The organism is Microbacterium sp. CFH 31415 (assembly GCF_022538185.1).
Classification (GTDB): Bacteria; Actinomycetota; Actinomycetes; order Actinomycetales; family Microbacteriaceae; genus Microbacterium.
On record NZ_JAKYXC010000003.1, the window covers coordinates 210,872 to 235,487 of the forward strand.

Annotated in this window: 27 protein-coding genes and 1 tRNA gene; 17 read left to right on the forward strand and 11 right to left on the reverse strand. The window is 70.6% G+C overall.

Going from position 1 to position 24,616, the window contains the following annotated elements:
• Window positions 1-15 precede the first annotated feature (15 nt).
• Both MK786_RS05055 and MK786_RS05060 read right to left on the reverse strand, forming a co-directional pair.
• Window positions 16-483: a GNAT family N-acetyltransferase gene (locus MK786_RS05055; protein WP_241111143.1), complete on the reverse strand. Its 468-nt coding sequence runs from the start codon at window positions 481-483 to the stop codon at window positions 16-18.
• Window positions 484-526: 43 nt separating this feature from the next.
• Window positions 527-1,459, reverse strand: coding sequence for a DMT family transporter (locus MK786_RS05060; protein ID WP_241111144.1), 933 nt, complete (start codon window positions 1,457-1,459; stop codon window positions 527-529).
• Window positions 1,460-1,501: 42 nt separating this feature from the next.
• On the opposite strand from MK786_RS05060, the gene cysS reads away from it, so the two are divergent.
• From cysS to MK786_RS05075, 3 genes are all read left to right on the forward strand, one after another.
• The gene (cysS, locus tag MK786_RS05065; protein WP_241111145.1) at window positions 1,502-3,034 is read left to right on the forward strand and encodes a cysteine--tRNA ligase; all 1,533 of its coding nucleotides are present in this window, start codon (window positions 1,502-1,504) and stop codon (window positions 3,032-3,034) included.
• 39 nt (window positions 3,035-3,073) lie between these two features.
• A complete protein-coding gene (gene rlmB / locus MK786_RS05070; protein WP_241111146.1) occupies window positions 3,074-4,063 on the forward strand; it encodes a 23S rRNA (guanosine(2251)-2'-O)-methyltransferase RlmB in 990 nt (329 codons plus the stop codon).
• Between the two features lie 104 nt (window positions 4,064-4,167).
• The gene (locus MK786_RS05075; RefSeq protein ID WP_241111147.1) at window positions 4,168-4,809 is read left to right on the forward strand and encodes an NAD(P)-dependent oxidoreductase; all 642 of its coding nucleotides are present in this window, start codon (window positions 4,168-4,170) and stop codon (window positions 4,807-4,809) included.
• 179 nt (window positions 4,810-4,988) lie between these two features.
• Here the strand turns inward: MK786_RS05075 and MK786_RS05080 are convergent, their stop codons facing one another.
• Together MK786_RS05080 and MK786_RS05085 are read right to left on the reverse strand one after the other, a co-directional pair.
• Window positions 4,989-6,299: a DUF4032 domain-containing protein gene (locus MK786_RS05080; RefSeq protein ID WP_241111148.1), complete on the reverse strand. Its 1,311-nt coding sequence runs from the start codon at window positions 6,297-6,299 to the stop codon at window positions 4,989-4,991.
• Window positions 6,300-6,371: 72 nt separating this feature from the next.
• Complete coding sequence (locus tag MK786_RS05085; RefSeq protein WP_241111149.1) at window positions 6,372-7,475, reverse strand: sn-glycerol-3-phosphate ABC transporter ATP-binding protein UgpC; 1,104 nt, start codon at window positions 7,473-7,475, stop codon at window positions 6,372-6,374.
• A 224-nt stretch (window positions 7,476-7,699) separates the two neighbouring features.
• On the opposite strand from MK786_RS05085, the gene MK786_RS05090 reads away from it, so the two are divergent.
• The 3 genes from MK786_RS05090 (at window position 7,700) to MK786_RS05100 (ending at window position 9,728) form a co-directional block, all read left to right on the forward strand.
• On the forward strand, window positions 7,700-8,647 hold the full coding sequence (locus MK786_RS05090) for a thioredoxin domain-containing protein (protein ID WP_241111150.1): 948 nt from the start codon (window positions 7,700-7,702) through the stop codon (window positions 8,645-8,647).
• Window positions 8,648-8,693: 46 nt separating this feature from the next.
• Window positions 8,694-8,766, forward strand: a tRNA-Thr gene (locus MK786_RS05095).
• 2 nt (window positions 8,767-8,768) lie between these two features.
• Window positions 8,769-9,728, forward strand: a complete 960-nt coding sequence (locus MK786_RS05100; RefSeq protein WP_241111151.1) for a DMT family transporter — start codon at window positions 8,769-8,771, stop codon at window positions 9,726-9,728.
• A gap of 202 nt (window positions 9,729-9,930) precedes the next feature.
• Here MK786_RS05100 and MK786_RS05105 read toward each other — a convergent pair whose 3' ends face one another.
• Together MK786_RS05105 and msrB are read right to left on the reverse strand one after the other, a co-directional pair.
• Window positions 9,931-10,488 carry a nitroreductase family protein gene (locus tag MK786_RS05105; RefSeq protein ID WP_241111346.1) on the reverse strand — a complete coding sequence of 186 codons (558 nt, stop codon included), beginning with the start codon at window positions 10,486-10,488 and terminating at the stop codon, window positions 9,931-9,933.
• A 2-nt stretch (window positions 10,489-10,490) separates the two neighbouring features.
• On the reverse strand, window positions 10,491-10,901 hold the full coding sequence (gene msrB, locus MK786_RS05110; RefSeq protein WP_241111152.1) for a peptide-methionine (R)-S-oxide reductase MsrB: 411 nt from the start codon (window positions 10,899-10,901) through the stop codon (window positions 10,491-10,493).
• Window positions 10,902-11,000: 99 nt separating this feature from the next.
• Here msrB and MK786_RS05115 point away from each other — a divergent pair, with 99 nt between their 5' ends.
• The 5 genes from MK786_RS05115 to groL all read left to right on the forward strand — a co-directional run bounded on the left by MK786_RS05115 (window position 11,001) and on the right by groL (window position 15,014).
• Window positions 11,001-11,990, forward strand: coding sequence for a DUF2332 domain-containing protein (locus MK786_RS05115; protein ID WP_241111153.1), 990 nt, complete (start codon window positions 11,001-11,003; stop codon window positions 11,988-11,990).
• Window positions 11,991-11,999: 9 nt separating this feature from the next.
• Window positions 12,000-12,251, forward strand: a complete 252-nt coding sequence (locus MK786_RS05120; protein ID WP_241111154.1) for a DUF3263 domain-containing protein — start codon at window positions 12,000-12,002, stop codon at window positions 12,249-12,251.
• Between the two features lie 57 nt (window positions 12,252-12,308).
• Complete coding sequence (locus MK786_RS05125; protein WP_241111155.1) at window positions 12,309-12,878, forward strand: LytR C-terminal domain-containing protein; 570 nt, start codon at window positions 12,309-12,311, stop codon at window positions 12,876-12,878.
• 146 nt (window positions 12,879-13,024) lie between these two features.
• Complete coding sequence (locus MK786_RS05130; protein ID WP_191765706.1) at window positions 13,025-13,222, forward strand: cold-shock protein; 198 nt, start codon at window positions 13,025-13,027, stop codon at window positions 13,220-13,222.
• A 172-nt stretch (window positions 13,223-13,394) separates the two neighbouring features.
• Entirely contained in the window at window positions 13,395-15,014 is a 1,620-nt protein-coding gene (gene groL, locus MK786_RS05135) for a chaperonin GroEL (protein ID WP_241111156.1), read from the forward strand.
• A gap of 147 nt (window positions 15,015-15,161) precedes the next feature.
• On the opposite strand, the gene MK786_RS05140 is transcribed toward groL, so the two are convergent.
• The 4 genes from MK786_RS05140 to MK786_RS05155 all read right to left on the reverse strand — a co-directional run bounded on the left by MK786_RS05140 (window position 15,162) and on the right by MK786_RS05155 (window position 18,775).
• Window positions 15,162-15,449, reverse strand: coding sequence for a WXG100 family type VII secretion target (locus MK786_RS05140; protein ID WP_241111157.1), 288 nt, complete (start codon window positions 15,447-15,449; stop codon window positions 15,162-15,164).
• A 140-nt stretch (window positions 15,450-15,589) separates the two neighbouring features.
• Window positions 15,590-17,239: a cell wall metabolism sensor histidine kinase WalK gene (locus MK786_RS05145; RefSeq protein ID WP_241111158.1), complete on the reverse strand. Its 1,650-nt coding sequence runs from the start codon at window positions 17,237-17,239 to the stop codon at window positions 15,590-15,592.
• A gap of 123 nt (window positions 17,240-17,362) precedes the next feature.
• Window positions 17,363-18,055, reverse strand: coding sequence for a response regulator transcription factor (locus MK786_RS05150; protein ID WP_191765703.1), 693 nt, complete (start codon window positions 18,053-18,055; stop codon window positions 17,363-17,365).
• 63 nt (window positions 18,056-18,118) lie between these two features.
• The gene (locus MK786_RS05155) at window positions 18,119-18,775 is read right to left on the reverse strand and encodes a metalloregulator ArsR/SmtB family transcription factor (protein WP_241111159.1); all 657 of its coding nucleotides are present in this window, start codon (window positions 18,773-18,775) and stop codon (window positions 18,119-18,121) included.
• A gap of 101 nt (window positions 18,776-18,876) precedes the next feature.
• On the opposite strand from MK786_RS05155, the gene folE reads away from it, so the two are divergent.
• From folE to MK786_RS05180, 5 genes are all read left to right on the forward strand, one after another.
• On the forward strand, window positions 18,877-19,479 hold the full coding sequence (gene folE, locus MK786_RS05160) for a GTP cyclohydrolase I (protein WP_241111160.1): 603 nt from the start codon (window positions 18,877-18,879) through the stop codon (window positions 19,477-19,479).
• 26 nt (window positions 19,480-19,505) lie between these two features.
• Window positions 19,506-20,726 (forward strand): NAD(P)/FAD-dependent oxidoreductase, encoded by a 1,221-nt coding sequence (locus tag MK786_RS05165; RefSeq protein ID WP_241111161.1) that lies wholly within the window; start codon window positions 19,506-19,508, stop codon window positions 20,724-20,726.
• Window positions 20,723-21,637 (forward strand): dihydropteroate synthase, encoded by a 915-nt coding sequence (gene folP / locus MK786_RS05170; RefSeq protein WP_241111162.1) that lies wholly within the window; start codon window positions 20,723-20,725, stop codon window positions 21,635-21,637. The genes MK786_RS05165 and folP overlap by 4 nt, the downstream gene beginning before the upstream one ends.
• On the forward strand, window positions 21,637-22,356 hold the full coding sequence (locus MK786_RS05175; RefSeq protein WP_241111163.1) for a pyrimidine reductase family protein: 720 nt from the start codon (window positions 21,637-21,639) through the stop codon (window positions 22,354-22,356). Before folP ends, MK786_RS05175 begins: the two co-directional genes overlap by 1 nt.
• Before the next feature lie 195 nt (window positions 22,357-22,551).
• The gene (locus tag MK786_RS05180) at window positions 22,552-23,037 is read left to right on the forward strand and encodes an SRPBCC domain-containing protein (protein WP_241111164.1); all 486 of its coding nucleotides are present in this window, start codon (window positions 22,552-22,554) and stop codon (window positions 23,035-23,037) included.
• A 43-nt stretch (window positions 23,038-23,080) separates the two neighbouring features.
• Here the strand turns inward: MK786_RS05180 and MK786_RS05185 are convergent, their stop codons facing one another.
• The gene (locus MK786_RS05185; RefSeq protein WP_241111165.1) at window positions 23,081-23,629 is read right to left on the reverse strand and encodes a TetR/AcrR family transcriptional regulator; all 549 of its coding nucleotides are present in this window, start codon (window positions 23,627-23,629) and stop codon (window positions 23,081-23,083) included.
• A 74-nt stretch (window positions 23,630-23,703) separates the two neighbouring features.
• Between MK786_RS05185 and MK786_RS05190 the strand changes: the two genes are divergently transcribed.
• The gene (locus MK786_RS05190) at window positions 23,704-24,576 is read left to right on the forward strand and encodes an alpha/beta fold hydrolase (protein ID WP_241111166.1); all 873 of its coding nucleotides are present in this window, start codon (window positions 23,704-23,706) and stop codon (window positions 24,574-24,576) included.
• Window positions 24,577-24,616 lie beyond the last annotated feature (40 nt).

The following is a 24,616-nucleotide window of genomic DNA, read 5'->3' on the forward strand; positions in this document are numbered from 1 at the left end:
CCGCGCCCGTCGCGTTCAGAGCGTGCGGGTCATGAACATCGAGTAGGGATCCACGGCGTAGCCCCCGAACGGCCCGCACTTGGTGAACCCCTCGCTCTCGTAGAGACGCTGGGCGGGGAGGAACTCCTCGGTGCTTCCGGTCTCGAGCCACAGGCTCCTCATGCCGCGCGCACCGGCCTCGGCCACGATGTGCCGCAGCAGCGCGCGTCCGATGCCGTAGCCGCGGTAGCGGTCGTCGACCCGCATCGACTTCAGCTCGCCGCGCTCGGCGTCCATCGTCTTGAGCGCGCCGATGCCGGCGAGGTCGTCCTGGACCCACGCCGACCAGAACGCGACGGCGGGGTCGCGCAGCGCGTCGATGTCGAGCGCGTGGACGCTCTCGGGCGGCGAGGTCTCGAGCATGCCGGCGAGATGGAACGCGATGAGCCGCCGTGTGGCGTCGCCGCTCAGGTCGTCGGGCTGGATGCGGATCGTGGCGTGCATGTCGCAGGCCAGTGTGCCACCCGCGCGTTGCGGGCAGGTTTCGTCAGGCCTCGACCGCGTACGGCTTCGGGTCGCGGGGTGAGCGCGATCCCCAAGCGAGCAGTGCAAGGCCTGCAGCGAGCACCACGAGCCCGACGATCGCGAGCACCGAGAGCCGCTCACCGAGCACGCTGATGCCCAGGATGCTCGCGGTCAGCGGCTCGCCGAGCGTGAGCGTGGCGGCGGTCGCGGCGGTGAGTCCGCTGAGCCCCCACGTGAACAGCACGTACGCGATGGAGATAGTCCCGAGCCCGAGCCACAGCGCCATGACGACGCCGCTCGTGGTCCCGAGCCAGGCGAGATCGACGAACGGCAGCGCGAGCGCGCACAGCAGGGCCGAAGAGGCGCCCATGGCGCCGACGACGGTGAACGGATCCCAGCCGTCGTCGAGCAGACGGCGCTGTGCGTTGGCGATGACCGCGAACGAGGCCCCCGCGCCGATCGAGCCGAGCAGCCCGAGCGGGTCGGTGCCGCCGGCGCTTCCTGCCTCGCCGCCGAAGCCGAGCAGCACCACGCCGAGCGTCGCGAGGGCTGTCGCGCCCATCCACGTCGGTGACGGCATCCGTCGCGTCAGCGCCCACTCCAGCAGCCCGGCGAGGATCGGCGCGGATCCGAGCGCCACCACAGTGCCCACCGCGACGCCGTTGAGCCCGGTGCCGAGGAAGAACAGCGGCTGGTACACCGACAGGCAGGCCCCGGTCAGCACCATGAGCGACAGCGGCCGCAGCGTCAGCCGGGGCGCGGGAGCGGCGTCGGCCGGCCGGCGGCGCGCGTGGCGGGCGGCGAGCAGGAACGCGAGGACCGCGAGTCCGGTGCCGCCGATGACCATGCGCATCACGCCGATCGACAGCGGGGTGGTGCCCCCGGGTCCGAGCGCCTGCGACGTGCCCGTTGTTCCGAAGAGCATTGCGGCGGCGAGGACGGCGAGCACATGCATCACACTCAGTTCTAGCGGATACCCGGCCGGTAGGCTGATGCGGTGACGGTTCAGCTCTACGACAGCAAAGCTCAGGCTCTGCGCGACTTCGTTCCGCTCGACCCCTCGAATGTCACCATCTACGTCTGCGGCCCGACGGTGCAGTCCGGCCCGCACATCGGTCACCTCCGCGGCGCGCTGAGCTTCGACATCCTTCGTCGCTGGCTCGCCCACCGCCACGGTCGCGTGACGTTCGTGCGCAATGTCACCGACATCGACGACAAGGTGCTCGCTAACGCCTCCGACGGCGAGCCGTGGTGGGCGCTGGCCTACCGCATGGAGCTGGAGTTCACCCGCGCGTACACCGCGATCGGCATCCTTCCCCCCACCTACGAGCCGCGTGCGACCGCGTCCATCCCGCAGATGCAGGAGCTGATCGAGCGCCTGATCGAGGCGGGACACGCCTACTCCGCGAAGGAGGGGACGGATGCCGCAGGCGACGTGTACTTCGATGTCCGGTCGTGGCCGTCCTACGGCGACCTGACCCGCCAGAGCCTCGACGCGATGGAGCCGGCCGCCGACGCCGATCCGCGCGGCAAGCGCGACCCCCGCGACTTCGCCCTGTGGAAGGGTGCCAAGGCCGACGAGCCGTCCTCGGCGAGGTGGGACTCGCCCTGGGGGCCCGGCCGCCCCGGCTGGCACATCGAGTGCTCCGCCATGTCGCGCCGCTATCTCGGCCCCGAGTTCGACATCCACGGCGGAGGCCTCGACCTGCGCTTCCCGCATCACGAGAATGAGCTCGCCCAGTCCACCGCGGCCGGCGACCCGTTCGCCCGGTACTGGGTGCACAACGGCCTGGTGACGGTGAACGGCCAGAAGATGTCGAAGTCGCTGTTCAACTTCGTGCTCGCCGCCGATGCGCTCGAGGACTTCGACCCGCTGGTCATCCGCTACGCCCTGCTGGCCGCCCACTACCGCTCCAGCCTCGACGTCTCGCAGCGCGGTTTCGACGAGGCCAGCGCCGCCGTCGATCGCATCCGCACGTTCCTCGAACGGGTGCAGCGCATGCCGAGCCCGTTCGAATGGAGCGCCGAGCGACCCGAGGGTGTCGAGGCCGACGCCGACGCGGAGCATGCGGAGCCCGAGTCGGGCGGCCCGTGGTCCGACGAGGTGCCCGAGGCGTTCGCGGCGGCGATGGACGACGACCTCGGCGTTCCGCAGGCGCTCGCGGTCGTGCACGAGGCGGTCCGCGCGGGCAACTCCGCTCTCGACGCGGGCGACGACGCCGGCGCATGGGAGTGGGCGCTGCAGGTGAGGAAGATGACCGGCATCCTCGGCGTCGACCCGCTCGACGCGCAGTGGACGTCGACGGATGCCTCGGCCGAGGCATCCGCTCTCGACGCCCTGGTGCAGACGATGCTGGCCCAGCGCGCCGACGCGCGGGCAGCCAAGGACTGGGCGGCGGCCGACCGCATCCGCGATGCGATCGCGGCGGCCGGCATCGCCCTCGAAGACGGGCCGGACGGCACGCACTGGAGTCTCGCCGGAGCTGAATCCGGCGCGATGGCGGCCCGCGACAACTCTGACTCGCGCTAGCGAGACTGCCGGGCGGAGCCCGGATGGAAAGGAAGACTGATGGCCAAGCCAGGACGCCCCGGCGCCGCAAAGGGCAAGAAGGGCCCCACCAAGGGCACCGGCGGCAAGAACAAGCGCTCTCTCGAGGGTCGCGGACCGACCCCTAAGGCGGAGGACCGCGCGTGGCATCCCGCCGGCAAGCGCAAGGCCGCCGCTGAGCGCTACACCGCCGCGGGCGGCAAAGGAAAGCCGGGCGGCTCGGGCCAGAACCGCGCACCCCGTGGGAAGAAGGACGACGACACCGAGACGGTCACCGGCCGCAACTCGGTGCTCGAGGCGCTGCGGGCGAAGATCCCCGCGACGGCGTTCTATATCGCGCAGCGCGTCGAGATGGACGATCGCGTGAAGGAGATGCTCTCGATCGCCACGCACCGGGGCATCCCGGTGCTCGAGGTCACGCGGCCCGAGCTCGACCGCATGGCCGGCTTCGACGGCGTGCACCAGGGCGTCGCGCTCAAGGTGCCGCCGTACGAATACGCCCACCCGCAGGACCTCCTCGAGGAGGTCATCGACGCGGGCCAGACGCCGCTGTTCGTCGCCCTCGACGGCGTCACCGACCCCCGCAACCTCGGCGCGATCATCCGCTCGACGGCCGCCTTCGGCGGTCACGGCGTAATCGTGCCGCAGCGGCGCTCGGCGAGTGTGAACTCGGCCGCCTGGAAGACCAGCGCAGGTGCCGCGGCCCGCATCCCGGTGGCCATCGCCGCCAACCTCACGTCGATGCTCAAGGAGTTCAAGAAGCAGGGCGTGTTCATCCTCGGCCTCGACGGCGGGGGCGACGTCTCGCTGCCGAGCCTCGAGCTGGCCGACAGACCCGTCGTGATCGTCGTGGGCTCCGAGGGCAAGGGGCTGTCGCGCCTCGTCACCGAGACCTGCGATCAGATCGTGTCGATCCCGATCTCGGGCGCCACCGAGTCGCTGAACGCCGGGATCGCGGCATCCGTCTCGCTCTACCAGGTCGCGACCCTGCGCGCGCAGAAGCAGGATTGAGCGGATGCCGCGGCCCGGCGCATTCCTGGGAATGAACCCGGCCGCACCCCGCTTGTGATCCGAGAGCCGGCCGTCGCCGGCACCCACACGTCGAAAGGCAGGACATGGCACGCATCGCCGTCATCGGAGGCTCGGGATACGCCGGCCGTCACATCGTCGCCGAGGCCGTGAGCCGCGGTCACACCGTGCTGTCGATCGCGCGGCGCATCCCGAGCGAGCGGCATGAGGGCGCCCTGTACATCGAGGGCTCGCTCACCGATGTGCCCGACCTGCTGGCGCAGCTCGAGGGCGTCGACGTGGTCGTGTCGGCCGTGGCCGCGCGCGGCGAGATGGAGGGCCTCGTCCGCCCCAACGTCGCCGCGCTGGTCTCGCTGCTTCCGGACGACGTGCGCGTCGGCGTGATCGGCGGCGCGGGCGGCAGCCTCGTCACCGAGGGCGGCGAGCGGGTCGTCGATCTGCCGTCGTTCACCGAGGACTACAAGGCCGAGGCGCTCGAGGCGATCGGGATCCTGGAGGACCTGAAGGCCGGACCCGAGTCGCGCGACTGGTTCTACGTGCACCCAGCCGGTGGGTTCGGCGCCTGGAACCCGGGCGAGCGCACCGGCGCGTACCGCACCGGCGGCGACGTCATCGTCACCGACGCCGAGGGTGAGTCGTTCATCTCGGGCGCCGACCTGGCCGTCGCCGTCGTCGACGAGATCGAGCACCCGCAGCACCCGCGCAAGCGCTTCACCGTGGGCTACTGACGCCTCGCCCGGTCAATGCGTCGGGAGATCTGGGCGTCTCACACCCGCTAGGGCACGCGCGGGCGGCGTTTCTCCCGGCCGTTTGACGGGCTCCGGTCGTGTGAGCCAGCGAAGCGACGCGAGCCTGCCGACGGGCCCATCCTGATGCAGGAGCGGCGCGCGACTTGCGCCGGCTCGTGTCAGACGAGGTCGCGCCAGTCGATGTCGTCGTCCTCATCGTCGTCGACGACCGGCATGCTCGAGGTGACGACCGAGAGCGACACGGTCTCGGTCGGCGGCCCCATGAGGGTCGCCTCGTCGCGGCGGTGGCGCAGCACCTCGTCGATGTAGCTCGTGAGCACCTCGGCGAGGGGGACCGAGCGGCCCCGCGCCTGCGACATGTACCAGCGGTGCTCGAGCACCTGGTGGAACACCTCGGCGGGCTCGAGCTTGGCCCGCAGGTCCCAGGGGATCGCCTTCACGACAGGCTCGAAGACGCGGGTGAGCCACTCGTGCGCGACCATCTCCTCGTCGTCGCCGAGGCGCGAGATGCGCACGCGGAACTCGTCGAGGTCGTTCAGCAGGCGGCGCGCCTGGTTCTCCTCGACGTCGAGGCCGGTGAGTCGGATGAGCCGGCGCGTGTGGTGCCCGGCGTCGACCACCTTCGGCTGGATCGACACGCGCGTTCCGTCTGCCGTCGTCTGGATCGACATCTCGCCGATGTCGAAGCCGAGGTCGTTGAGGCGCTGCACCCGCTCGGTGAGCCGCCACGACTCGTCGACGCCGAACGACTCCTTGTCGTGCAGGGCCGCCCAGAGCGAGTGGTACGACGAGACGATGCCGTCGGCGATCGCGATCGCGTCGACACCGCCCTCGAGGCGGCCGCCCGCCTCGAGATCCATGATCTCGCCGGCGATGTTGGTGCGGGCGACGTCGAGGTCATGCGCGCGCTGCCCGGGCGTCAGCCCCGTCTCGTGCAGCTCGCCGGTCTCGGCGTCGACGAGGTAGGCCGCGAAGGCGCCTGCGTCGCGGCGGAAGAGCGTGTTCGACAGCGAGACGTCACCCCAGAAGAACCCGACGTTGTGCAGTCGCACGAGCAGGGCGGCGAGGGCGTCGACGAGGCGGGTGGCTGTGTCGGGGCGCAGCACCTGCGTGAACAGCGCGCGGTAGGGGAGTGAGAACTTCAGGTGGGCGGTCACCAGCGCCGCGGGGAGGGGCTTGCCCGCGGCATCCGTCCTCCCTGCGATCACCGCGATGCGCTGCACGCACGGCACGTCGAGGCGGTCGAGATTGCCGAGCATGTCGTACTCGCGCCGGGCCATCTGCTCGGTCGTCTCCTTGATGGCGACGACGCGCCCCGACAGGTTGGCGAAGCGGACGAGGTGCCGCGAGATGCCCTTCGGCAGGTAGACGATGCTGCTCGACGGCCAGTCCGCGAGTGTGGTCGACCACGGCAGCGTGAGCAGCCCCGGGTCGACGCTGCTGGCCGTGATGCTCAACGACTCCGGCACGATCACCCTCCTGGAAATGCGCAACGGCGCGGGGGGAATTCTCCCACCCGCGCCGTTACGACCGGTAATCGGTTACGCCGAGACGACCGGCTTGTCGTTGAGGCGCTCGCCGGTCTCGAGGTCGAAGGCGTGCACGTGGCCCGCCGTCGCCGCGAGGGTGACCGTCTCGCCCGCGTTGGGGTGGTTGCGGCCGTCCACACGGGCGACGAGGTCGGTGCGCTTGCCGTCGATGTCGGTGTGACCGTACAGGTAGCCGTCGGCGCCGAGCTCCTCGACGAGGTCGACGACGACCGAGAGGCCCTTGCCGTCGGACGGGCCGACGATGATGTCCTCGGGACGGACGCCGACGGTGACCTGGCTGCCGTGCGCGCGGCCGGCGGTGTCACGGTCCACCGGGACGACCTCGGTGCCGAACTGGATGCCGCCCTCGACCAGGTCGGCCGGGAACAGGTTCATGGCCGGCGAGCCGATGAAGCCGGCGACGAACACGTTGCTCGGGTTCTCGTACAGGTCGCGCGGGGTGCCGACCTGCTGGAGCAGGCCGTCCTTGAGCACCGCGATGCGGTCACCCATCGTGAGGGCCTCGGTCTGGTCGTGCGTGACGTAGACGGTGGTGACGCCCAGGCGGCGCTGCAGCGAAGCGATCTGGGTGCGGGTCTGCACGCGGAGCTTGGCGTCGAGGTTCGACAGCGGCTCGTCCATGAGGAACACCTGCGGCTGGCGCACGATCGCGCGGCCCATGGCGACACGCTGACGCTGGCCGCCCGAGAGCGCCTTCGGCTTGCGGGTCAGGTACGGCTCGAGGTCGAGCAGCTTGGCGGCCTCGAGGACGCGCGCGGCACGCTCTTCCTTGCCGACGCCGGCGATCTTCAGGGCGAAGCCCATGTTCTCGGCGACCGTCATGTGCGGGTACAGCGCGTAGTTCTGGAACACCATCGCGATGTCGCGGTCCTTCGGCGGGACGTCGGTGACGTCGCGGTCGCCGATGAGGATGCGGCCCGAGTTGACCTCTTCGAGGCCGGCCAGCATGCGCAGCGACGTGGACTTTCCGCAGCCCGAGGGGCCGACGAGGACCAGGAACTCGCCATCGGCGATCTCGAGGTCGAGCTTGTCCACAGCGGGGCGCGTGCCCCCGGGGTACAGGCGGGTTGCGTTGTCAAACGTGACGGACGCCATGTTCTCTTCTCCTTCACCGGCAGGTACGTGCCGGACGATCCGTAGTGAGGAATGAGCGGGGGCTTGGCCCGCACGCCCTTCTTCGGGCGCAAGGACAAGTATGACACGGCGCGCGTGGAGCCTCCGTCTGGGCATTTCACAGGGTGGCTGGCTAGCATCGTGAGCGGCCGTTCCCCCGGATGGTCACGCCCATCCCGGCACCCGCAACCGTCCCGAGAGGTTCCATGTCGAGCGACGAGTCATCGAACGCCGCTGCCCCCAGCGAGCGGCGTGACGCCGTGCGAGAGAAGGCGCAGCAGGTACAGGCGCGCCAGTCGCGCGCTCGCCTGATCCGCGTCGCCACGGTCTCGGCCGTCGCGATCGCCGTGGTCGCCGTCGCCGCCATCGTCGTCACGTGGGCCGTCTCGTCGGCCGCGTCGAAGCCCATGCTCAGCCCGCAGAACGTCAGCAACGGCGGCTTCGTCGTCACCGGCGTCACGGGTGCCGGCCTCACGACCGACGACCAGAACAAGGCCGGCACGATCGAGGGCACCGCGACGCCCACGCCGACGCCCACGGCCACCCCGACTCCCACGCCGACCCCGACCGAGCGGCCCGCCGCCGACATCCGCGTGTACGTCGACTATCTGTCCTCCGGCTCGCGCGACTTCCAGCTGGCCAACGTGCAGCAGCTGTCGAAGTGGGTCAGCGAAGACGCCGCGACGCTCACCTACTACCCGGTGGCGATGCTCACGTCGAAGTCGAACGGCACCAAGTACTCGCTGCGTGCCGCGGGAGCGGCGGCCTGCGTCGCCACGCATTCGCCGGACTACTTCTTCGCGTTCAACAACACCCTCCTCACGCAGCAGCCCGAGGTCGATTCCGACGGCTATACCGACAGCGAGCTCGCCGCCATGGCGATCGCGTCGGGTGCCGACGGCGCCAAGGTCGTCCGCGCGTGCATCGAGGATCAGGACTTCACGTCGTGGGCGAAGACCGCGACCGAGCGTGCGCTCGGCGGCCTTCCCGGCACCGACGGCCTGGCGCTGACGGGCACGCCCATGGTGCTCGTGAACGGGATGCCGTACGTCGGCGCCCTGAACGACCCCAAGGAGTTCGCGCAGTTCGTCCTCACCGTCGCGAGCGATGCGGCCGAAGAGACGCCGACTCCGACGCCCACGCCGACCCCGTGATCCCGCGCGGCGGGCACGGTGCGCCGTCGGTAGACTGAGGGGCACTGCCGGCTTGGCGCAATTGGTAGCGCACCTAACTTGTAATTAGGGGGTTACGGGTTCAAGTCCCGTAGCCGGCTCGATGTCCTCCGCTTCCTCGTCGCGGGCGCGCATACCCGCTTTGCTCGCGCTCGCGATCGCCGCGGCCATCGGCATGATGACCGCCGTGCAGGCCCGGGTGAACGGTCAGCTCGGCGTCCGCCTGGACGACGGCTTCGTCGCCGCAGCGATCTCGTTCGGCTCCGGACTGGTGATCGTGGTCGTGCTCTCCGTGCTGCTGCCCTCGGGCCGCGCGGGCGTCCGCCGCCTCGCATCCGGCGTGCGCGGACGGACGATTCCGTGGTGGATGCTGGCAGGCGGCGCCGCCGGAGCTCTCACGGTCGCGACGCAGGGCCTGGCCGTCGGTCTCATCGGCGTCTCGCTCTTCACGGTCGGCGTCGTCGCCGGGCAGACGGTGAGCGGGCTGCTCCTCGACCGGGTCGGATTCGGGCCCGCCGGCGTGGTCGCGGTCACGGTGCCGCGCCTTCTGGGCGGCGTGCTCGCGCTCGCCGCGGTCGCCCTCGCCCTCGTGGGCGACGGACTCGCCGGCGTGCCGGTGTGGATGCTGGTGCTCCCGTTCCTCGCCGGCATCGCGATCGCGTGGCAGCAGGCGACGAACGGCCGGCTGCGCCAGCGAGTCGGAACGCCGCTCACGGCCACCCTCGTGAACTTCACCGGCGGAACGATGATCCTTGGCGTCGCCGCTGCCGTGCACGTCGCTCTGGTCGGCGCGCCGCAGCCATTTCCCACCGACGCATGGCTCTACATCGGCGGCGCGCTCGGCGTCGTCTACATCTTCATGTCGGCCGCGATCGTGCAGTACACCGGCGTGCTGCTGCTCGGGCTGGGCGCCGTCGTCGGTCAGCTTGTGACGTCGTTCGTGCTCGACATGGCTTGGCCGGCGCCGGCGAGCCCGGGCCCTGCGCAGCAGCTCGCGATGGTCGTCGTCGCGCTGGCTTCCGTCGTCGTCGCGGCCGTGCCGTGGCGCCGCCGGCGACGCTGACCCGCACGTCGATCACCGAGACGCCACCTCGATCACCGAGCTGACCCGCACGATCACCGACACCGCACCTCGATCACCGAGACGCCACCTCGATCACCGAGACGGCACCCGCGCACCGAGACTGCGCCTACGAGCCGCAGTCTCGGTGCACCGGTGCAGTCTCGCGTGAGGGGGCGACGGGTGCCGACCGACGCGCGCCGCGTCAGTCCTTCTTCGACGTCGGCATGCGCGAGACGAGCTTGCGTGCCTCGACGGCCTTGCGGCGCCCGAGGCGCTCGCGAGGCGGCTTGCCGCCGACGTAGAGCCACCCGAGCAGCTGCTCGTTCTTGTCGAGTCCGTGCGCCTTGGCCACCGCCTTCGCGCGCGTGTAGCCGCCGGTGCGCCAGATGACGCCCCAGCCGGCCTCGTCGAGCAGGAGGCTCAGCACATGGGCGACGCCCGAGGCCACGGTCTCCTGCTCCCAGCGCGGCACCTTGTCGCTCTTCTTGTAGCTCGCGACGACGGCGATGAGCAGCGGCGCGCGCAGCGGCTTTGTGGAGGGACTCTTGTCGCCCTGGGCCTTGGCGATCGCGCGCCCGAGCCGCTCGCGGTCGGAACCGCGCAGCTCGATCAGCCGCCAGGGCTGCAGCGATGAGTGGTCGGCGACCCGACCCGCCGCCGCGACGAGCGTGAGCAGCTCGCCGTGCGTCGGAGCCTCGTCGGTGACCTTCGACCAGGACCGCCGGGCACGCACCGCCTCGAGCGCGGAGCCCGATGGCATGCTCACTCGGCGGATCCCTCCGGTGTGAAGGCGAGCGAGATCGAGTTCATGCAGTACCGGTCGCCGGTCGGGGTGCCGAACCCGTCGGGGAAGACATGCCCCAGGTGCGACCCGCACGCCGCGCAGCGCACCTCGGTGCGCACCATGCCGTGGCTGGTGTCCTCGATGAGCTCGACCGCCTCAGGACGGATCGACTCGTAGAAGCTCGGCCAGCCGCAGTGCGAGTCGAACTTCGTGCCGCTCTGGAACAGCTCCGCGCCGCAGGCTGCGCACGCGTACAGGCCGGCGCGGCTCTCGTCGAGCAGCTCTCCGGTCCACGCCCGCTCAGTGCCCGCCTCGCGGAGCACGGCGTATTGCTGCGGAGAGAGCTCCTCGCGCCACTGGTCGTCGCTCTTGTCGACGGTGTAGGTCATGACTCCTCCGGGCTTCGTACATGTGGAACCCATCCATTCAACCCCAGTCTCGGCGCGACGGCTCCGTGCTTCCTGCGAGCGGACGGTGAGAATGGGGGAGTGGAATCGGATGCCGCAGCCGTCGCCGAGCGCTACGACCGCTTCGCCCGTGTCGAGGCTCCGGGGCGCTCCGCGCTCTACGCCGAGTGGGCGGCCGGTGTGGCCTCCGACCCCGAGACCGCGGCCATCCTCGCCAGGATCGCGCCGACCCGCCGCCAGCCGCCGCTCGTCTTCGCGGTCACGCGCATGCTGGGCGCCCCCGAGGCCGGTTACCGGGCGTGGGCGGCGTGGCTCGCCGAGCATGCCGACGCGGTCGTGGCCGAGGCATCCCGTCGCCGTCTTCAGACCAACGAGCCGCAGCGCTGCGCTGCGCTGCTGCCTGCCCTGAGCACGCTCGACGGACCTCTCGCCCTGCTCGAGCTGGGCGCGAGCGCCGGGCTGTGCCTCTACCCGGACCGCTACTCCTACCGCTACCGGGGCGGACCGTCGCTCGACCCCGCGGCCGGGCCGTCGAGCGTCGTGCTCGAGTGCGACGTGAGCGGCGACCCCCCGCTGCGACTCCCCGACGTGGTGTGGCGCGCCGGGGTCGACCTCGACCCGCTCGACGCGGCCGACCCGCGGGACCGCGCGTTCCTGGCCTCGCTCGTGTGGCCGGGGGAGACCGGCCGGGTGGAGCGCATCCAGGCGGCGCTCGACATCGTCGCCGCCGAGCCGCCGGCCATGATCGCGGGCGACGCCTCCGATCCCGCGGTGCTCCAGGCTGCCGCAGCGCGGGCGCCGCGCGGGGTGACGCTCGTCGTCACGACGCCCGGCGTGCTGCCGCACATCCCGCGCGCGGGGAGGGAGCGACTGCTGGCCGCACTGCGGGAACTGGACGCCGTGTGGATCTCGATCGACCCTCCCGGCCTGCACGACGCGTGGCGCACGCCGGTGTCGGCGGAGTCGTGGGGCGGGTTCGTGCTCGGTCGCGACGGAGTTCCGCTGGCTGCGGTCGATCCGCTCGGCGCGTCCGTGGAGTGGCGCGGCGGGGAAGCGGTGCTCGGCCGTTAGCGTGAGATCGTGCCCCTCTCCGACCGCGACCGTGCCATCCTCGGCTTCGAGGCGGAGTGGCGGCGGCATGCAGGTGCGAAGGAGGAGGCGATCCGGGCGGAGCTCGGTCTGCCACCGGCCCGCTACTACCAGCTGCTCGGCCGCCTCATCGACACGGCCGACGCGCAGGCCCACGACCCGATGCTGGTGAAGCGCCTGCGCCGGCTGCGCGACGCCCGCGCGCGGGCCCGGATCGGCCGCGCCGCCGGCGATCACGGGTAAGCCCGCGCCGCGGCCAGCCTGGGCGGACGGACGGGCGCACCCTTGTAACATCGTGGAGTGCCGAAAACGACCTACCCGCGGGATCGCTTCGACGATCTTCCGGAAGAGGGCCGGGTCGGCGCCCACCGGGCGGAGAATCCCCGGATGCGCGGCTGGGTGGTGCTGCTGTGGGCGGCGCTCGCCACGATCGTGCTCGTCGCCGTGGGCATCTTCGGCACGCTGCTCGCCGCGGGCCGCATCGAGCTCTTCCCCACGCCTCAGTCCACGGTCGAGCCGACCGTCCAGGTGACCCCGGTGCTCGACACGAGCTACCAGGTGACCATCCTCAACGCGACGCCCGAGAAGGGCCTTGCGACGCAGATGAAGGACGTCGTGGTCGCGGCGGGCTGGCCCGACGGGCAGGTGCTGCCGAGCGATGCGAGTGCCGACGACTTCGCCGAGACGACGGTGTTCTACCTCGCCCCCGAGGACCAGGCCGCTGCCGCAGGCCTCGCCGACGTGATCGGCGGAGCGCGCATCGAGCAGAGCGAGGTCTATCAGCCCGCCGATCCCGACATCCGGCAGCTGACCGTGGTGATCGGACTGGACCGCACCGCCGCCGGGCAGAGCACCACCCCCACTCCCTGACGCCGCGCGACGCGCGGAAAGAAGGCCACTGTTACGCGGGGGTAAACAGTTGTGTCTCTGCGTGTCAACAAGTCCTCGAGCGGCCTCCGGGCGGTGGTGCCGCGTGCATACGATGAACCCTGTCGTACCAGCAACAGGAGATTCGCATGACTCAGGGCACCGTCAAGTGGTTCAACGCCGAGAAGGGCTTCGGCTTCATCACTGCCGAAGGGCAGGACGTCTTCGTCCACTATTCGAACATCGACATGACGGGATTCCGCGTGCTGGAAGAGGGCCAGACCGTCGAGTTCACCGTCGGCACCGGGCAGAAGGGGCCGCAGGCGGAGTCGGTGCGCGTGGTCTGAGCGCGCACGGGGCGAGATTCGACGGAACGGGATGCTGCGGCATCCCGTTCCTGCGTGTTGCGCCACCCTCCGCCGCGGCTTGCACTCACCAGGGGGGAGTGCCAGAATGGATTAGCACTCCGGTTCGTTGAGTGCTAATCCATAAGCCCCGTCCTGGGAGGACGAAACACACATGGCAAAGATCATCGCTTTCGATGAGGAGGCCCGTCGCGGTCTCGAGCGCGGCCTCAACATCCTGGCCGACGCCGTCAAGGTGACCCTGGGCCCGCGCGGTCGCAACGTCGTTCTCGAGAAGAAGTGGGGCGCTCCCACGATCACGAACGACGGCGTCTCCATCGCCAAGGAGATCGAGCTCGACGACCCGTACGAGAAGATCGGCGCGGAGCTCGTCAAGGAGGTCGCCAAGAAGACCGACGACGTCGCCGGTGACGGTACGACTACGGCCACCGTCCTCGCTCAGGCACTCGTCCGCGAGGGCCTGCGCAACGTCGCTGCCGGCGCCGACCCCATCTCGCTCAAGAAGGGCATCGAGAAGGCCGTCCAGGCCATCACGACCCAGCTGCTCTCCGACGCCAAGGAGGTCGAGACCAAGGAGGAGATCGCCGCCACCGCGTCCATCTCCGCCGGCGACCCGGAGATCGGCGCGCTCATCGCCGAGGCCATCGACAAGGTGGGCAAGGAGGGTGTCGTCACCGTCGAGGAGTCGCAGACCTTCGGCACCGAGCTCGAGCTGACCGAGGGCATGCGCTTCGACAAGGGCTACATCAACCCCTACTTCGTCACGGACCCGGAGCGCCAGGAGGCCGTCTTCGAGGACCCGTACATCCTCATCGCGAACCAGAAGATCTCGAACATCAAGGACCTTCTGCCCATCGTCGACAAGGTGATCCAGGACGGCAAGGAGCTCCTGATCATCGCTGAGGACGTCGAGGGCGAGGCGCTTGCGACTCTCGTGCTCAACAAGATCCGCGGCATCTTCAAGTCCGTCGCCGTCAAGGCTCCGGGCTTCGGCGACCGTCGCAAGGCTCAGCTGCAGGACATCGCGATCCTCACGGGTGGCCAGGTCATCACCGAGGAGGTCGGTCTCAAGCTCGAGAACGCCACCCTCGACCTGCTCGGCCGTGCACGCAAGGTCATCATCACCAAGGACGAGACCACCATCGTCGAGGGTGCCGGTGAGGCGTCGCAGATCGAGGGTCGCGTGACTCAGATCCGTCGCGAGATCGAGAACACCGACAGCGACTACGACCGCGAGAAGCTGCAGGAGCGCCTCGCCAAGCTCGCCGGCGGCGTGGCCGTCATCAAGGCGGGCGCGGCGACCGAGGTCGAGCTCAAGGAGCGCAAGCACCGCATCGAGGACGCCGTCCGCAACGCGAAGGCTGCTGTCGAGGAGGGCATCGTCCCCGGTGGTGGCGTCGCGCTCATCCAGGCCGGCAAGGCTGCCTTCGCCGGTCTCGAGCTCTCGGGTGACGAGGCGACCGGTGCGAACATCGTGCGCGTCGCGATCGAGGCTCCGCTGAAGCAGATCGCCCTCAACGCCGGCCTCGAGCCGGGCGTCGTGGCGAACAAGGTCGCCGAGCTCCCCGCGGGCCAGGGCCTCAACGCCGCCACGGGCGAGTACGTCGACATGCTGGCGGCCGGCATCAACGACCCGGTGAAGGTCACCCGCTCGGCGCTGCAGAACGCCGCGTCGATCGCCGGTCTGTTCCTCACCACCGAGGCCGTCGTCGCCGACAAGCCCGAGAAGGTCGCGGCTCCGGCCGGCGACCCGACGGGTGGCATGGACTTTTGATGCGGTGCGGGTCAGTGCGGCGAAGCCGCGTTGACGCGCGACGGATCAAGGTTGAGTAGCCCGCGAAGCGCGCGTATCGAAACCCCAGTCCAACCTGACTCAACGAAGGGCCCCTCCTCCGGGAGGGGCCCTTCGTCGTTCCGAGGCTCAGCGGAACAGGCTCGTCGTGGCGTGCTCGGCCTCGGCGTACTGGCGGCCGGCGGCCGCCAGCGCCACGCTGATGCCCGTCAGCGACTCCTCGACGTGGCGCTGCGTCGCGCGCCATTGATCGGCGACGGTGTGGAAGGCGAGGGAGGCCGAGCCTGTCCACGAGGACTGCAGCTGGGTGAGCTGGGTCATCATCGCGTTGGACTCGGCCTGCAGCCGCTCGATCGTGCCGCGGACGGACGCGGTGGTCGCGAGGACGGCGTCGCTGTCGACGGAGAAGACGGCCATGGGTGCTCCCTTCGTCGGGGCGACCGGATGCCGCGCCCTGGTGTGTCCCGCAACGCTAGAAGCATCAGCGCTCGGCGGGACGCGCCGCGGGCTTCCTGGGGAACAGCGCACGGCGAAGCCGCGCTGGGGAGGAGCGCCGATCAGGTCTCGTCGAGCTCGGGCCGCTCGAGCGGCTGTGTCTCGATGTGCAGGTGCTCCGCGGCATCCCGTTCCTCTGCCAAGGGGAACGAGACGCGGAACGTCGCACCGCCGCCGGGGGTGTCGCTGACGCCGACCGAGCCGTGCAGCGCCTCGACGATCGAGGCGACGATCGACAGGCCGAGACCGGAGCCGCCGGTCTCGCGCGTGCGCGACGTGTCGGCCCGCCAGAACCGCTGGAAGATCTTGTCCTTGATCTGGTCGGGCACGCCCTCGCCGTGGTCGACGATCTCGATCCAGCCCATGCGGGTGAGGGCGTCCGCTCCGATGCGCAACTCGATGGGCGAGTTCTCAGCGGTGAAACGGCGGGCGTTGCCGAGCAGGTTCGTGACGACCTGCCGGATGCGGTTCTCGTCGCCGAGCACCACGGGCAGCACCGCGCCGGGCGCGGTCGGCGGCTCGTCGACCGGGGCGAGCGGCGGCATGTCGCGTGAGGCGGTCGCGGTCGTCGCGGGGATCGGGCGGGGCTTGCGGCGCAGGAGCGAGAGCGTCGCGCCGGCCCGGGTGAGCGCGGTGACGGGAGCGCGCCGCTTCTCGGGCGAGTCCGGGCCGTCGTCGGCTGGGGCGGGGGCGGCCGGCGCAGGATGGCCGTCGGTGGTCGTGTCGATCACGGTCACCGGTCGCTGCGGCGCGGCGGCGCGCAGGTCGAGCGCTGCGTCGCGGGCGACGGGACGCAGGTCGACCGGCGTGATCACGACGTCACGCCGCTCGTCGAGGCGCGCGAGGGCGAGGAGGTCCTCGACGAGCACGCCCATCCGGATCGCCTCCTTCTCGATGCGGTCCATCGACTGGGCGATGTCGTCGTCGCCGCGGATCGCGCCCATCCGGTACAGCTCGGCGTAGCCGCGCACCGTCACGAGCGGAGTGCGCAGCTCGTGGCTGGCGTCGCCGACGAACCGGCGCATCTGCCGCACCGTCGAGTCGCGCTCCGACAGTGCGGCGTCGACCCGGTCGAGCATCGCGTTGATCGCCGTCTTGAGCCGGCCGACCTCGGTCGACGTCGGCTCGATGTCGGTCATGCGCAGGCTGAACTCGCCGCCTGCGATCGCGTCGGCGGTGGTCTCGACCTGGCCGAGACTGCGGAACGTGAGGGTGACCAGCCATCGTGTGGCGACGGCCCCGATCAGCAGCGTGATGATCGCGAGGATCGTGTAGATGCCGAGGAACGTCGCGACCACCTGGTTCACGGGGGCGACGGGCATGGCGACGAGCTGGGGGAGGAGCACGCCGCCTGAGACTTCGAGCGGGGCGACGCTCGCGCGGAAGCGGGCGCCGGTCTCCGCATCCGTCAACTCGAAAGCGGACACCCCGGCGGTGACCGCCTTCTCGAGCGGGTAGCTGACCGGGAAGTCGGGCTGCGGGTCGCTCCCGCCGGCGGAGATGATGAACTCCCCGTCGGGCTGGTACAGGGCGACGTGGTAATCGCTGCGCGGGACGTCGTCCTTCTCGGCGGCCGTCACCACGCCGTTGATGATCACGATGTCGAACAGTCCGGCGCCGATCTCGGTCGCGGCGACCTGCTCGACGGTGCTGTTCAGGTTGGCGATCAGCGCGTTGCGCAGGAACAGCGTGGCGCCCGCGCCGGTAGCCACCAGCCCCAGCGCGAGAACGGCGACGGTGACCCCGGTGACCTTTGCGCGCAGGCTGGTGCCACGCCACCACCGGGTGATCGCGTCCGTCTTCTGCGCCAGGGTGGCCCCCTCGGTATGCCGCGGCTAGGCGGTCTTGCCCGCCTTGAGCATGTAGCCGAAGCCGCGCTTGGTCTGGATGAGCGGCTCGGACGAGTGCGGGTCGATCTTCCGGCGAAGGTAGGAGATGTAGCTCTCGACGATGCCGGCATCGCCGTTGAAGTCGTACTCCCACACGTGGTCGAGGATCTGCGCCTTCGACAGCACGCGGTTGGGATTGAGCATCAGGTAGCGCAGCAGCTTGAACTCGGTCGGGCTGAGGTCGATGCTGGCGTCGCCGACCTGCACGTCGTGGGTGTCCTGGTCCATCGTGAGCTCGCCGGCCCGGATGACGGACTCCTCGTCGGCCTGCATGGTGCGGCGCAGGATGGCCTGGATGCGGGCGACGATCTCGTCGAGGCTGAACGGCTTCGTGACGTAGTCGTCGCCGCCCGCGTTGAGGCCCGTGATCTTGTCTTCGGTCTCGTCCTTGGCGGTGAGGAAAAGGATGGGCGCGGTGTAACCGGCGCCGCGCAGTCGCTTGGTGACGCTGAAGCCGTTCATGTCGGGGAGCATCACATCGAGGATGATGAGGTCGGGCTCCTCTTCGAGGACAGCCGAGATCGTCTGAGCCCCGTTGGACACGGCCCTCACCTGGAACCCCGCGAAGCGGAGGCTCGTGATGAGCAGGTCGCGGATGTTCGGCTCGTCGTCGACGACGAGGATGCGAGGTGCTGTCATGCCCTCATTATGTCGGCGGAACCGGCGCCGTGGCGGGAAATCGGCGACGTGGGCGCGAATTGCTCATCGGTCCTCCGTGCGGATCTCGACGCAGCAGCGACCGGCTGCGGGGGCGAGCACGGGCGTGCGCGCGTCGCCCGTCGAGGTCGCCGCGCCGCGCACGAGCTCGAGATTCGCGCCGCAGATGAGCGCCGTGTGACGCGTGGCCAGCGCATGGAACGGGCAGTTCTCGAGCACGAGGTCTCCCGACTCCGCGCTCGCCGGCGCATAGCCGCAGGCGACCAGCGCCTCCTCGAGGTTGTCGTGCGCGCCCCCGATCGCGGCACCGGCGGCGAAGGCTTCGGCGGCCAGTGCGTCGCGCACGCCGATGCCCTGCTCGTCGGCGGCGTGGGCGGCAGTGGCCAGCAGGTCGCCGACGAGCTCGTAGTGCCGCTCGGGGATGCTCGCTGCCACGTCCGCCGACGCGGCGCGATACAGCTTCGCGGGCCGGCCGGCGCCTGGTCCGCTGCGTCCGGAACGGCGGACGTGGGTGACGGCGAGCAGGCCGGCGTCCGCCAGGCGCTCCAGGTGCATGGCGGCGGTGCTGCGCGGCAGGCCGAGCGCCGCAGCGGCGTCGTCCCGGCTGATCTCCTGCGCGCTCGCCAGGCGGTACAGCTCGAGGCGCTGCGGATCGGCCAGCACGGCGACGGCCTCGGCGCGGTTCGGATTCAGAGCGCTCACGGCGCGAGTCTACTCTCTAAAATCAGAATTCTTGACAAAAGAATGGGACGGGCCTAGGTTCAGCCGTAGACGCACCACGTGCTGCTCGTGAAGGAGTGGGGATGATGTCGACCACCGTCGCTGCGACCGCGCTGCACGCCCTTCCCGTCGTGGCTCCGATCGACCGGGATGCGGCGATGGCGGCCGTCGCCGACCTGCTCGCCGCTCTCGGCCACGATCCCGACCACGGTGACCTGAGCGAGACGCCGCGTCGCGTCGCCGACGCCTTCCTCGAACTGCTCACGCCCGAACCCTTCGAGATGACGACGTTCCCCAACGAGGACGGCTACGACGAACCGGTCGTGGTGCGCGGCATCCCGTTCGTCTCGCTCTGTCGCCACCATCTCCTGCCGTTCCGCGGCACCGCGACCGTCGGCTACCTTCCGGGAGAGCGCCTCGTCGGCCTCTCGAAGCTGGCGCGGGTCGTCGACCATCACGCCCGCGGGCTCCAGGTGCAGGAGGCGCTCACTGCTCAGATCGCGCGGACGCTCGACGCGGCGCTCGAGCCGGACGGCGTGGGGGTCGTCGTCGAGGCGGAGCATCTCTGCATGTCGGTGCGCGGCGTCCGCAGCGCGGGCGCGACCACCTCGACGACCGCCTTCCGCGGCAGCTTCGCGCACGACCGGCGACTGCAGCGACATCTCCTGGGCGCGGGCGACGCGTGAGGACGGCATCGACGAGAGGAGTCGTCATGGACCACATGCTGATCGTCGGAGGCGGGCTCGCCGGCGGCACCGCCGCCGAAGCACTGCGCGACGAGGGCTTCGAGGGCGACGTCACGATCGTGGCCGCGGAGCCGCGTCCGCCCTACCAGCGGCCTCCGCTGTCGAAGGGCTATCTCGCCGGCAGCGAGGGGGCGGATGCCGTCTTCCTCCACCCGTCCGAGTGGTACGACGAGCACGGCATCCGCCTGCGCACGGGCGTCTCGGTGACGGCTCTGGACCCGGCGGCTCATCGGGTGGAGCTCGACGACGGCTCGCTGGAGCGCTACGACGCGGTGCTGCTCGCGACGGGGGCGACGCCGCGCATGATCCCGCTCCCGGGTCATGAGCTTCCCGGGGTCGTGACCCTGCGCCGGGTCGACGATTCCGACGCCCTCGCTGCGCGGCTGCGCGATGGTGGCACACGACTCGTCGTGATCGGGGCGGGCTGGATCGGCATGGAGGTCGCCGCGACGGCGCGGGGCTTCGGCAACGAAGTCGCGATCCTCGAGCGGGACGCGGTGCCGCTCGCCCTGGCGCTCGGCTCCGAGATGGGCGAGGTCTTCCGTGACCTGCATCTCGAGCACGGCGTCGATCTGCGCACGTCGGTGGGCGTCGAGCGCATCATCGGGCACGATCGCGCCGAAGGGGTCGTCGTCGACGGCGAGACCCTGCCTGCCGACCTCGTGCTCGTCGGCGTCGGGGCGACGCCGAACACTGCGCTCGCCGAGGACGCGGGCCTCGACATCCTGAACGGGATCCTCACCGATGCCGCGCTGCGCACGAGCGCCGCCGATGTGTACGCGGCAGGTGACGTCGCCAACGCGTTCCACCCGGTGCTGCAGCGGCACCTGCGCAGCGAGCACTGGGCGAATGCGCTGAATGCGGGCAAGGTCGCCGCGCGGTCGATGCTGGGGAAGCCGGCATCCTTCGACGACATCCCGTACTTCTACACCGACCAGTACGACCTCGGAATGGAGCTGTCGGGCTACGCACCCCTCATGGCGGAGGCCGAGGTGGTCGTGCGCGGCGATGTCGGCGCACGCGAGTTCATCGCCTTCTGGGTCGACGGCGGTCGCGTGGTCGCCGGCATGAACGTGAACGTCTGGAAGGTGAACAAGAAGGTCCAGGCGCTGATCCGCTCGGGCGAGCGGGTCGACCTCGACTTCCTGCGCGATCCGGACGTGCCGCTGGACAGCCTGCTGCCATGACCTTCGCGGCCGCCCCGAGCCTCGCGCTCGACACCCCGTCGTCGGTGCTCGATCTGCCCGGTGGGCGGCTCGACCTCACCCGGCACCTCGCGGTCATGGCGATCGTCAATCGCACGCCGGACTCGTTCTACGACCGTGGTGCGACGTTCGCGCTCGACGCGGCCGTCGCGGCCGGGGTCGCCGCGGTCGAGGCCGGCGCCGAGCTGGTCGACGTCGGGGGCGTGAAGTTCGCGCCCGGACCGCCGGTGCCCGTCGAGGAGGAGATCGCGCGCGTCGTGCCGGTCGTGCGCGAACTCGCGCATCTCACACGCGTGAGCGTCGACACCTTCCAGCCCAAGGTGGCCCGCGCGGCGATCGAGGCGGGCGCGTCCGTCGTCAACGACACGACGGGCCTGCACGACCCGGCCATGGCCACCGTGGTCGCGCAGGGGGGTGCCGGACTGGTGATCGCCCATAGCCTCGCGGCGCCGAGGACGCAGCATCCGCTCCCGCACTATGCCGACGTGATCGGCGACGTCGCACGGTTCCTGATGGCCCGCCGCGACCTCGCGCTCGATCACGGGGTTCCGGCGGAGCGCATCGTGCTCGACCCCGGGCACGACCTCAACAAGACGACCCGCCAGAGCCTCGAGCTGACCCGCCGGCTGGGCGAGCTCGCGGCTCTCGGCTCGCCGGTGCTGGTCGCGCTGTCGAACAAGGACTTCGTCGGCGAGGCGCTCGGGCGGGACCGCGGGGAACGGCTGTCCGGTTCGCTCGCCGCGGCGGTGTACTGCGCGCTGCGGGGCGCCCGCATCGTGCGGGTGCACAATGTGCGCGAGACGGTCGACGCGCTGCGCATGGTCGAGGCCATCCTCGGCTGGCGGGAGCCGGCGTACGAGCTGCACAACACGCGGCCGGAGGGGAATGCCTGATGCCTGCCTCGAAGCCCACCCGAGACGAACTGCTCGAAGCGTACGCGCTGCCCGATCGCGATGACCTCCGCGTGCGCATGAACTTCGTCTCGAGCGCCGACGGCGCGGTCACCCTCGACGGAACGAGCGGAGCGCTCGGCGGGCCCACCGACCGTGTCCTGATGCAGGTGCTGCGCACGATGGCCGACGTCGTGGTCGTGGGGGCCGGCACGGTGCGCGCGGAGGGGTACGGAGGCATCTGCGTCGACGACCGGGATGTCGACTGGCGCCGCGCCCGGGGTCTCGACGACCAGCCGGCGCTCGCCATGGTCAGCGGCGGCCTGCGGCTCGAACCCGGCGATGCGGTGTTCGCCGAGGCCGTGCGGCGGCCGGTGATCGTGACGACGGATGCCGCGGCCGACGCCCGCGGAGACGCCTTCGACGCGGTGGCCGACGTCCTGCCGTGCGGTCGCGACGATGTCGACCTCGCGATGATGCTCGACGGCTTCCGGCAGCGCGGCTGGACCCAGGTGCTGTGCGAGGGCGGCCCTCATCTCTTCGGCGCCCTGCTCGGTGCCGGGCTGGTCGACGAGGTGTGCCTCACGCTCGCGCCCCGGTTCGTCGGGGGAGGAGCGGGACGGATCGCGCAGGATGCGCCCGAGGGCGACCGCCGATTCGGGCTCCCGGGCGTGGTGACCGACGACGACGGGTTCGTCTTCCTCCGCTACCGCGCGCTCTGACGCAGCCCGGACTGCTCGGACGGGGGGCATGGCCGCGCGGACGGTGCGAGCTGTCCCCGTGCTCGCCGCACTATGTCCATAGTGGATGGACCACTATAAACATAGTAAAGTGGCCACTCCCGAAAGCGTTCGCGGACCGTGGGCGCAGCGGAACCGACAGCGATGCGGTTTCGCCGATTCGAAAGGAGCAGTGCCATGGCGCACACAGTCCCAGACCAGGCGATCAGCCTGCGGGTGACGCGAGAGATGCCCGCTGGCGCGGAGGAGGTGTTCACCGCCTACACCGAGCCGGAAGCGCAGCGCCTGTGGCTGACGCAGCTCGGCCCCGACGAGGGTGAGGTGCGCACGACCGTGGACTTGCGCGTCGGTGGCGTTTGGGAGGCGACGTTCCGCCCGAATCCGGCCGTGCTCGTCCACGACATCTTCACGTTCGTCGAGATTGATCGCCCGCGCCGCGTGGTCACGCGCTACACCGGGGAGTCGACGGTCGATGGGCGGGTCACCGCCTCGCCGGAGACGCTCATCGCGCTCACGTTCACGCCGACCGACGCGGGCACCCTCATCACCGTCGAGCAGACCGGATTCCCTGACACCCAGACGCGCGACTTCTTCGAGACCGTCGCCTGGCCCGGTGGCCTGGATCGCATCGCGGCGTACCTCGCCGGCCGGCGTTCCGCGTGAGGCCGTTGCAGAGGCGAGGACCCTCACGCCGCGGGGTGCGACGTCAGTCCAGCGCGGAGCGAACAGCCCGTTCGACGACCGGTCGGATCTCGGCATCCGGATCCACGGTGACCCGATGCAGCACGAGACCGTCGGCCGCCGCCATGAGGGCGCGAGCCGCCTCTTCCGGCGAACGGGCGCCGACGCGCTCGAGGAGTGCAACCGTCCACTCCACGAAGACGCGACGCTGCTCGAGGAGCGGGGCGAGGAGCCCCGCGTCTCCGGCACCTTCGAGGAAGAGCGCGTAGCGCGCCCGGGTGCGCCCGGCAAACGGCCCCGTCTGCAGCGCGATCAGCGCGCTGAGGGCCTCGATCATCTCCTCGGGCGTATCGACGGGCGGCGTCTCGGCCTCCGCGAACTCGGCACGCTCACTCTCGGCGAGCCACGCCACGACGCCCGCCACGAGTGCTTCGCGCGTGCGGAACCAGTTCGAGGTCGATCCCTTCGGCAATCCCGCCCGCTCGTCCACGCGGGCGTGGGTCAGCGCCCGGATGCCCTGCTTGCCCACGAGCGCGAGCGCAGCGTCGAGAGCCCGCTCACGCGTCGAAGCCATGCGCCCGACTCTAGGCGAAGCTCGGTTACTACGGAAGTAGTGACACGGCACTATGAAAGTAGTACCCTTCTCGCATGACGGATCTCACCGGCATCCGCTCCTCGTCGGTCACCGTGAACGGACTGCGGATGCATGTCACCGACGCCGGGGCGGGGACGCCCGTGCTCCTCCTGCACGGCTTCCCCGAGAGCTCGCGAGAATGGGCGCCGGTGATGACCGCGCTGTCGGACCGAGCGCGCCTTGTCGCTCCCGATCTGCGTGGGGCGGGGGAGACCGATGCGCCGAACGCCGGATATGACTCCGAGACCGTCCAGCGGGATCTCATCGCTCTTCTGGACGAACTGGGCCTCGCCCGTGTGGACCTCGTCGCGCACGACTGGGGTGCGATCGTGGGCTTCGATCTCTGCCTCTCGCACCCCGACCGCGTGCGGAACTACGTCGCCGTGGCCGTGCCGGCGCCGTATCTGCGCATGAACCGTGCTCTGGCGCTGGGGCTCATGAAGGCGCTCCCGCACCTCTGGTTCCAATGGGTCGTGGCCATGCCCGGACTCGGACCCGCCCTGCTGTCCCGTGGGCGCCAGCGACTCGCGCACTACATCCTCGACGCTTTCAAGACCCGCCCCCTTCCGGCAGCGGATGTGGCGGCGTACGTCGAGGCACTGCGCGATCCCGCACGGGCGCGCGCTGCGTCCAAACTGTACCGCGGCATCATCCTTTCAGGTTTCATGAAGGCGGTGAACGGCGCCTACCGTGGCCGGGTGCTGGAGACACGGACGCTGGTGCTCTTCGGCGCGGACGACCGGCTGCTCCCGAAGGATGCTCTCCATGTCGGTCGGGACGACGCACCGCACACGACGCTCGAATTCGTGCCCGGGGGCGGGCACTACCTGGTCGACGAGAATCCGGCCGAGGTCGCGCGGCGCATCGGCGACTTCCTCCGGCTCTGACCAGCGACTCGGGCTGCACGAGGCGCAGGCGACCACCGCG

Excerpts from the sequence above, each read along its gene's own strand:
- MK786_RS05055 (WP_241111143.1), bottom strand. The coding sequence starts at position 483 with ATGCACGCCACGATCCGCATCCAGCCCGACGACCTGAGCGGCGACGCC.
- MK786_RS05060 (WP_241111144.1), bottom strand. The coding sequence starts at position 1,459 with ATGCATGTGCTCGCCGTCCTCGCCGCCGCAATGCTCTTCGGAACAACG.
- rlmB (WP_241111146.1), top strand. The coding sequence starts at position 3,074 with ATGGCCAAGCCAGGACGCCCCGGCGCCGCAAAGGGCAAGAAGGGCCCC.
- MK786_RS05075 (WP_241111147.1), top strand. The coding sequence starts at position 4,168 with ATGGCACGCATCGCCGTCATCGGAGGCTCGGGATACGCCGGCCGTCAC.
- MK786_RS05085 (WP_241111149.1), bottom strand. The coding sequence starts at position 7,475 with ATGGCGTCCGTCACGTTTGACAACGCAACCCGCCTGTACCCCGGGGGC.
- MK786_RS05090 (WP_241111150.1), top strand. The coding sequence starts at position 7,700 with ATGTCGAGCGACGAGTCATCGAACGCCGCTGCCCCCAGCGAGCGGCGT.
- MK786_RS05100 (WP_241111151.1), top strand. The coding sequence starts at position 8,769 with ATGTCCTCCGCTTCCTCGTCGCGGGCGCGCATACCCGCTTTGCTCGCG.
- MK786_RS05105 (WP_241111346.1), bottom strand. The coding sequence starts at position 10,488 with ATGCCATCGGGCTCCGCGCTCGAGGCGGTGCGTGCCCGGCGGTCCTGG.
- msrB (WP_241111152.1), bottom strand. The coding sequence starts at position 10,901 with ATGACCTACACCGTCGACAAGAGCGACGACCAGTGGCGCGAGGAGCTC.
- MK786_RS05130 (WP_191765706.1), top strand. The coding sequence starts at position 13,025 with ATGACTCAGGGCACCGTCAAGTGGTTCAACGCCGAGAAGGGCTTCGGC.
- groL (WP_241111156.1), top strand. The coding sequence starts at position 13,395 with ATGGCAAAGATCATCGCTTTCGATGAGGAGGCCCGTCGCGGTCTCGAG.
- MK786_RS05140 (WP_241111157.1), bottom strand. The coding sequence starts at position 15,449 with ATGGCCGTCTTCTCCGTCGACAGCGACGCCGTCCTCGCGACCACCGCG.
- MK786_RS05150 (WP_191765703.1), bottom strand. The coding sequence starts at position 18,055 with ATGACAGCACCTCGCATCCTCGTCGTCGACGACGAGCCGAACATCCGC.
- folE (WP_241111160.1), top strand. The coding sequence starts at position 18,877 with ATGATGTCGACCACCGTCGCTGCGACCGCGCTGCACGCCCTTCCCGTC.
- MK786_RS05165 (WP_241111161.1), top strand. The coding sequence starts at position 19,506 with ATGGACCACATGCTGATCGTCGGAGGCGGGCTCGCCGGCGGCACCGCC.
- folP (WP_241111162.1), top strand. The coding sequence starts at position 20,723 with ATGACCTTCGCGGCCGCCCCGAGCCTCGCGCTCGACACCCCGTCGTCG.
- MK786_RS05175 (WP_241111163.1), top strand. The coding sequence starts at position 21,637 with ATGCCTGCCTCGAAGCCCACCCGAGACGAACTGCTCGAAGCGTACGCG.
- MK786_RS05180 (WP_241111164.1), top strand. The coding sequence starts at position 22,552 with ATGGCGCACACAGTCCCAGACCAGGCGATCAGCCTGCGGGTGACGCGA.
- MK786_RS05185 (WP_241111165.1), bottom strand. The coding sequence starts at position 23,629 with ATGGCTTCGACGCGTGAGCGGGCTCTCGACGCTGCGCTCGCGCTCGTG.
- MK786_RS05190 (WP_241111166.1), top strand. The coding sequence starts at position 23,704 with ATGACGGATCTCACCGGCATCCGCTCCTCGTCGGTCACCGTGAACGGA.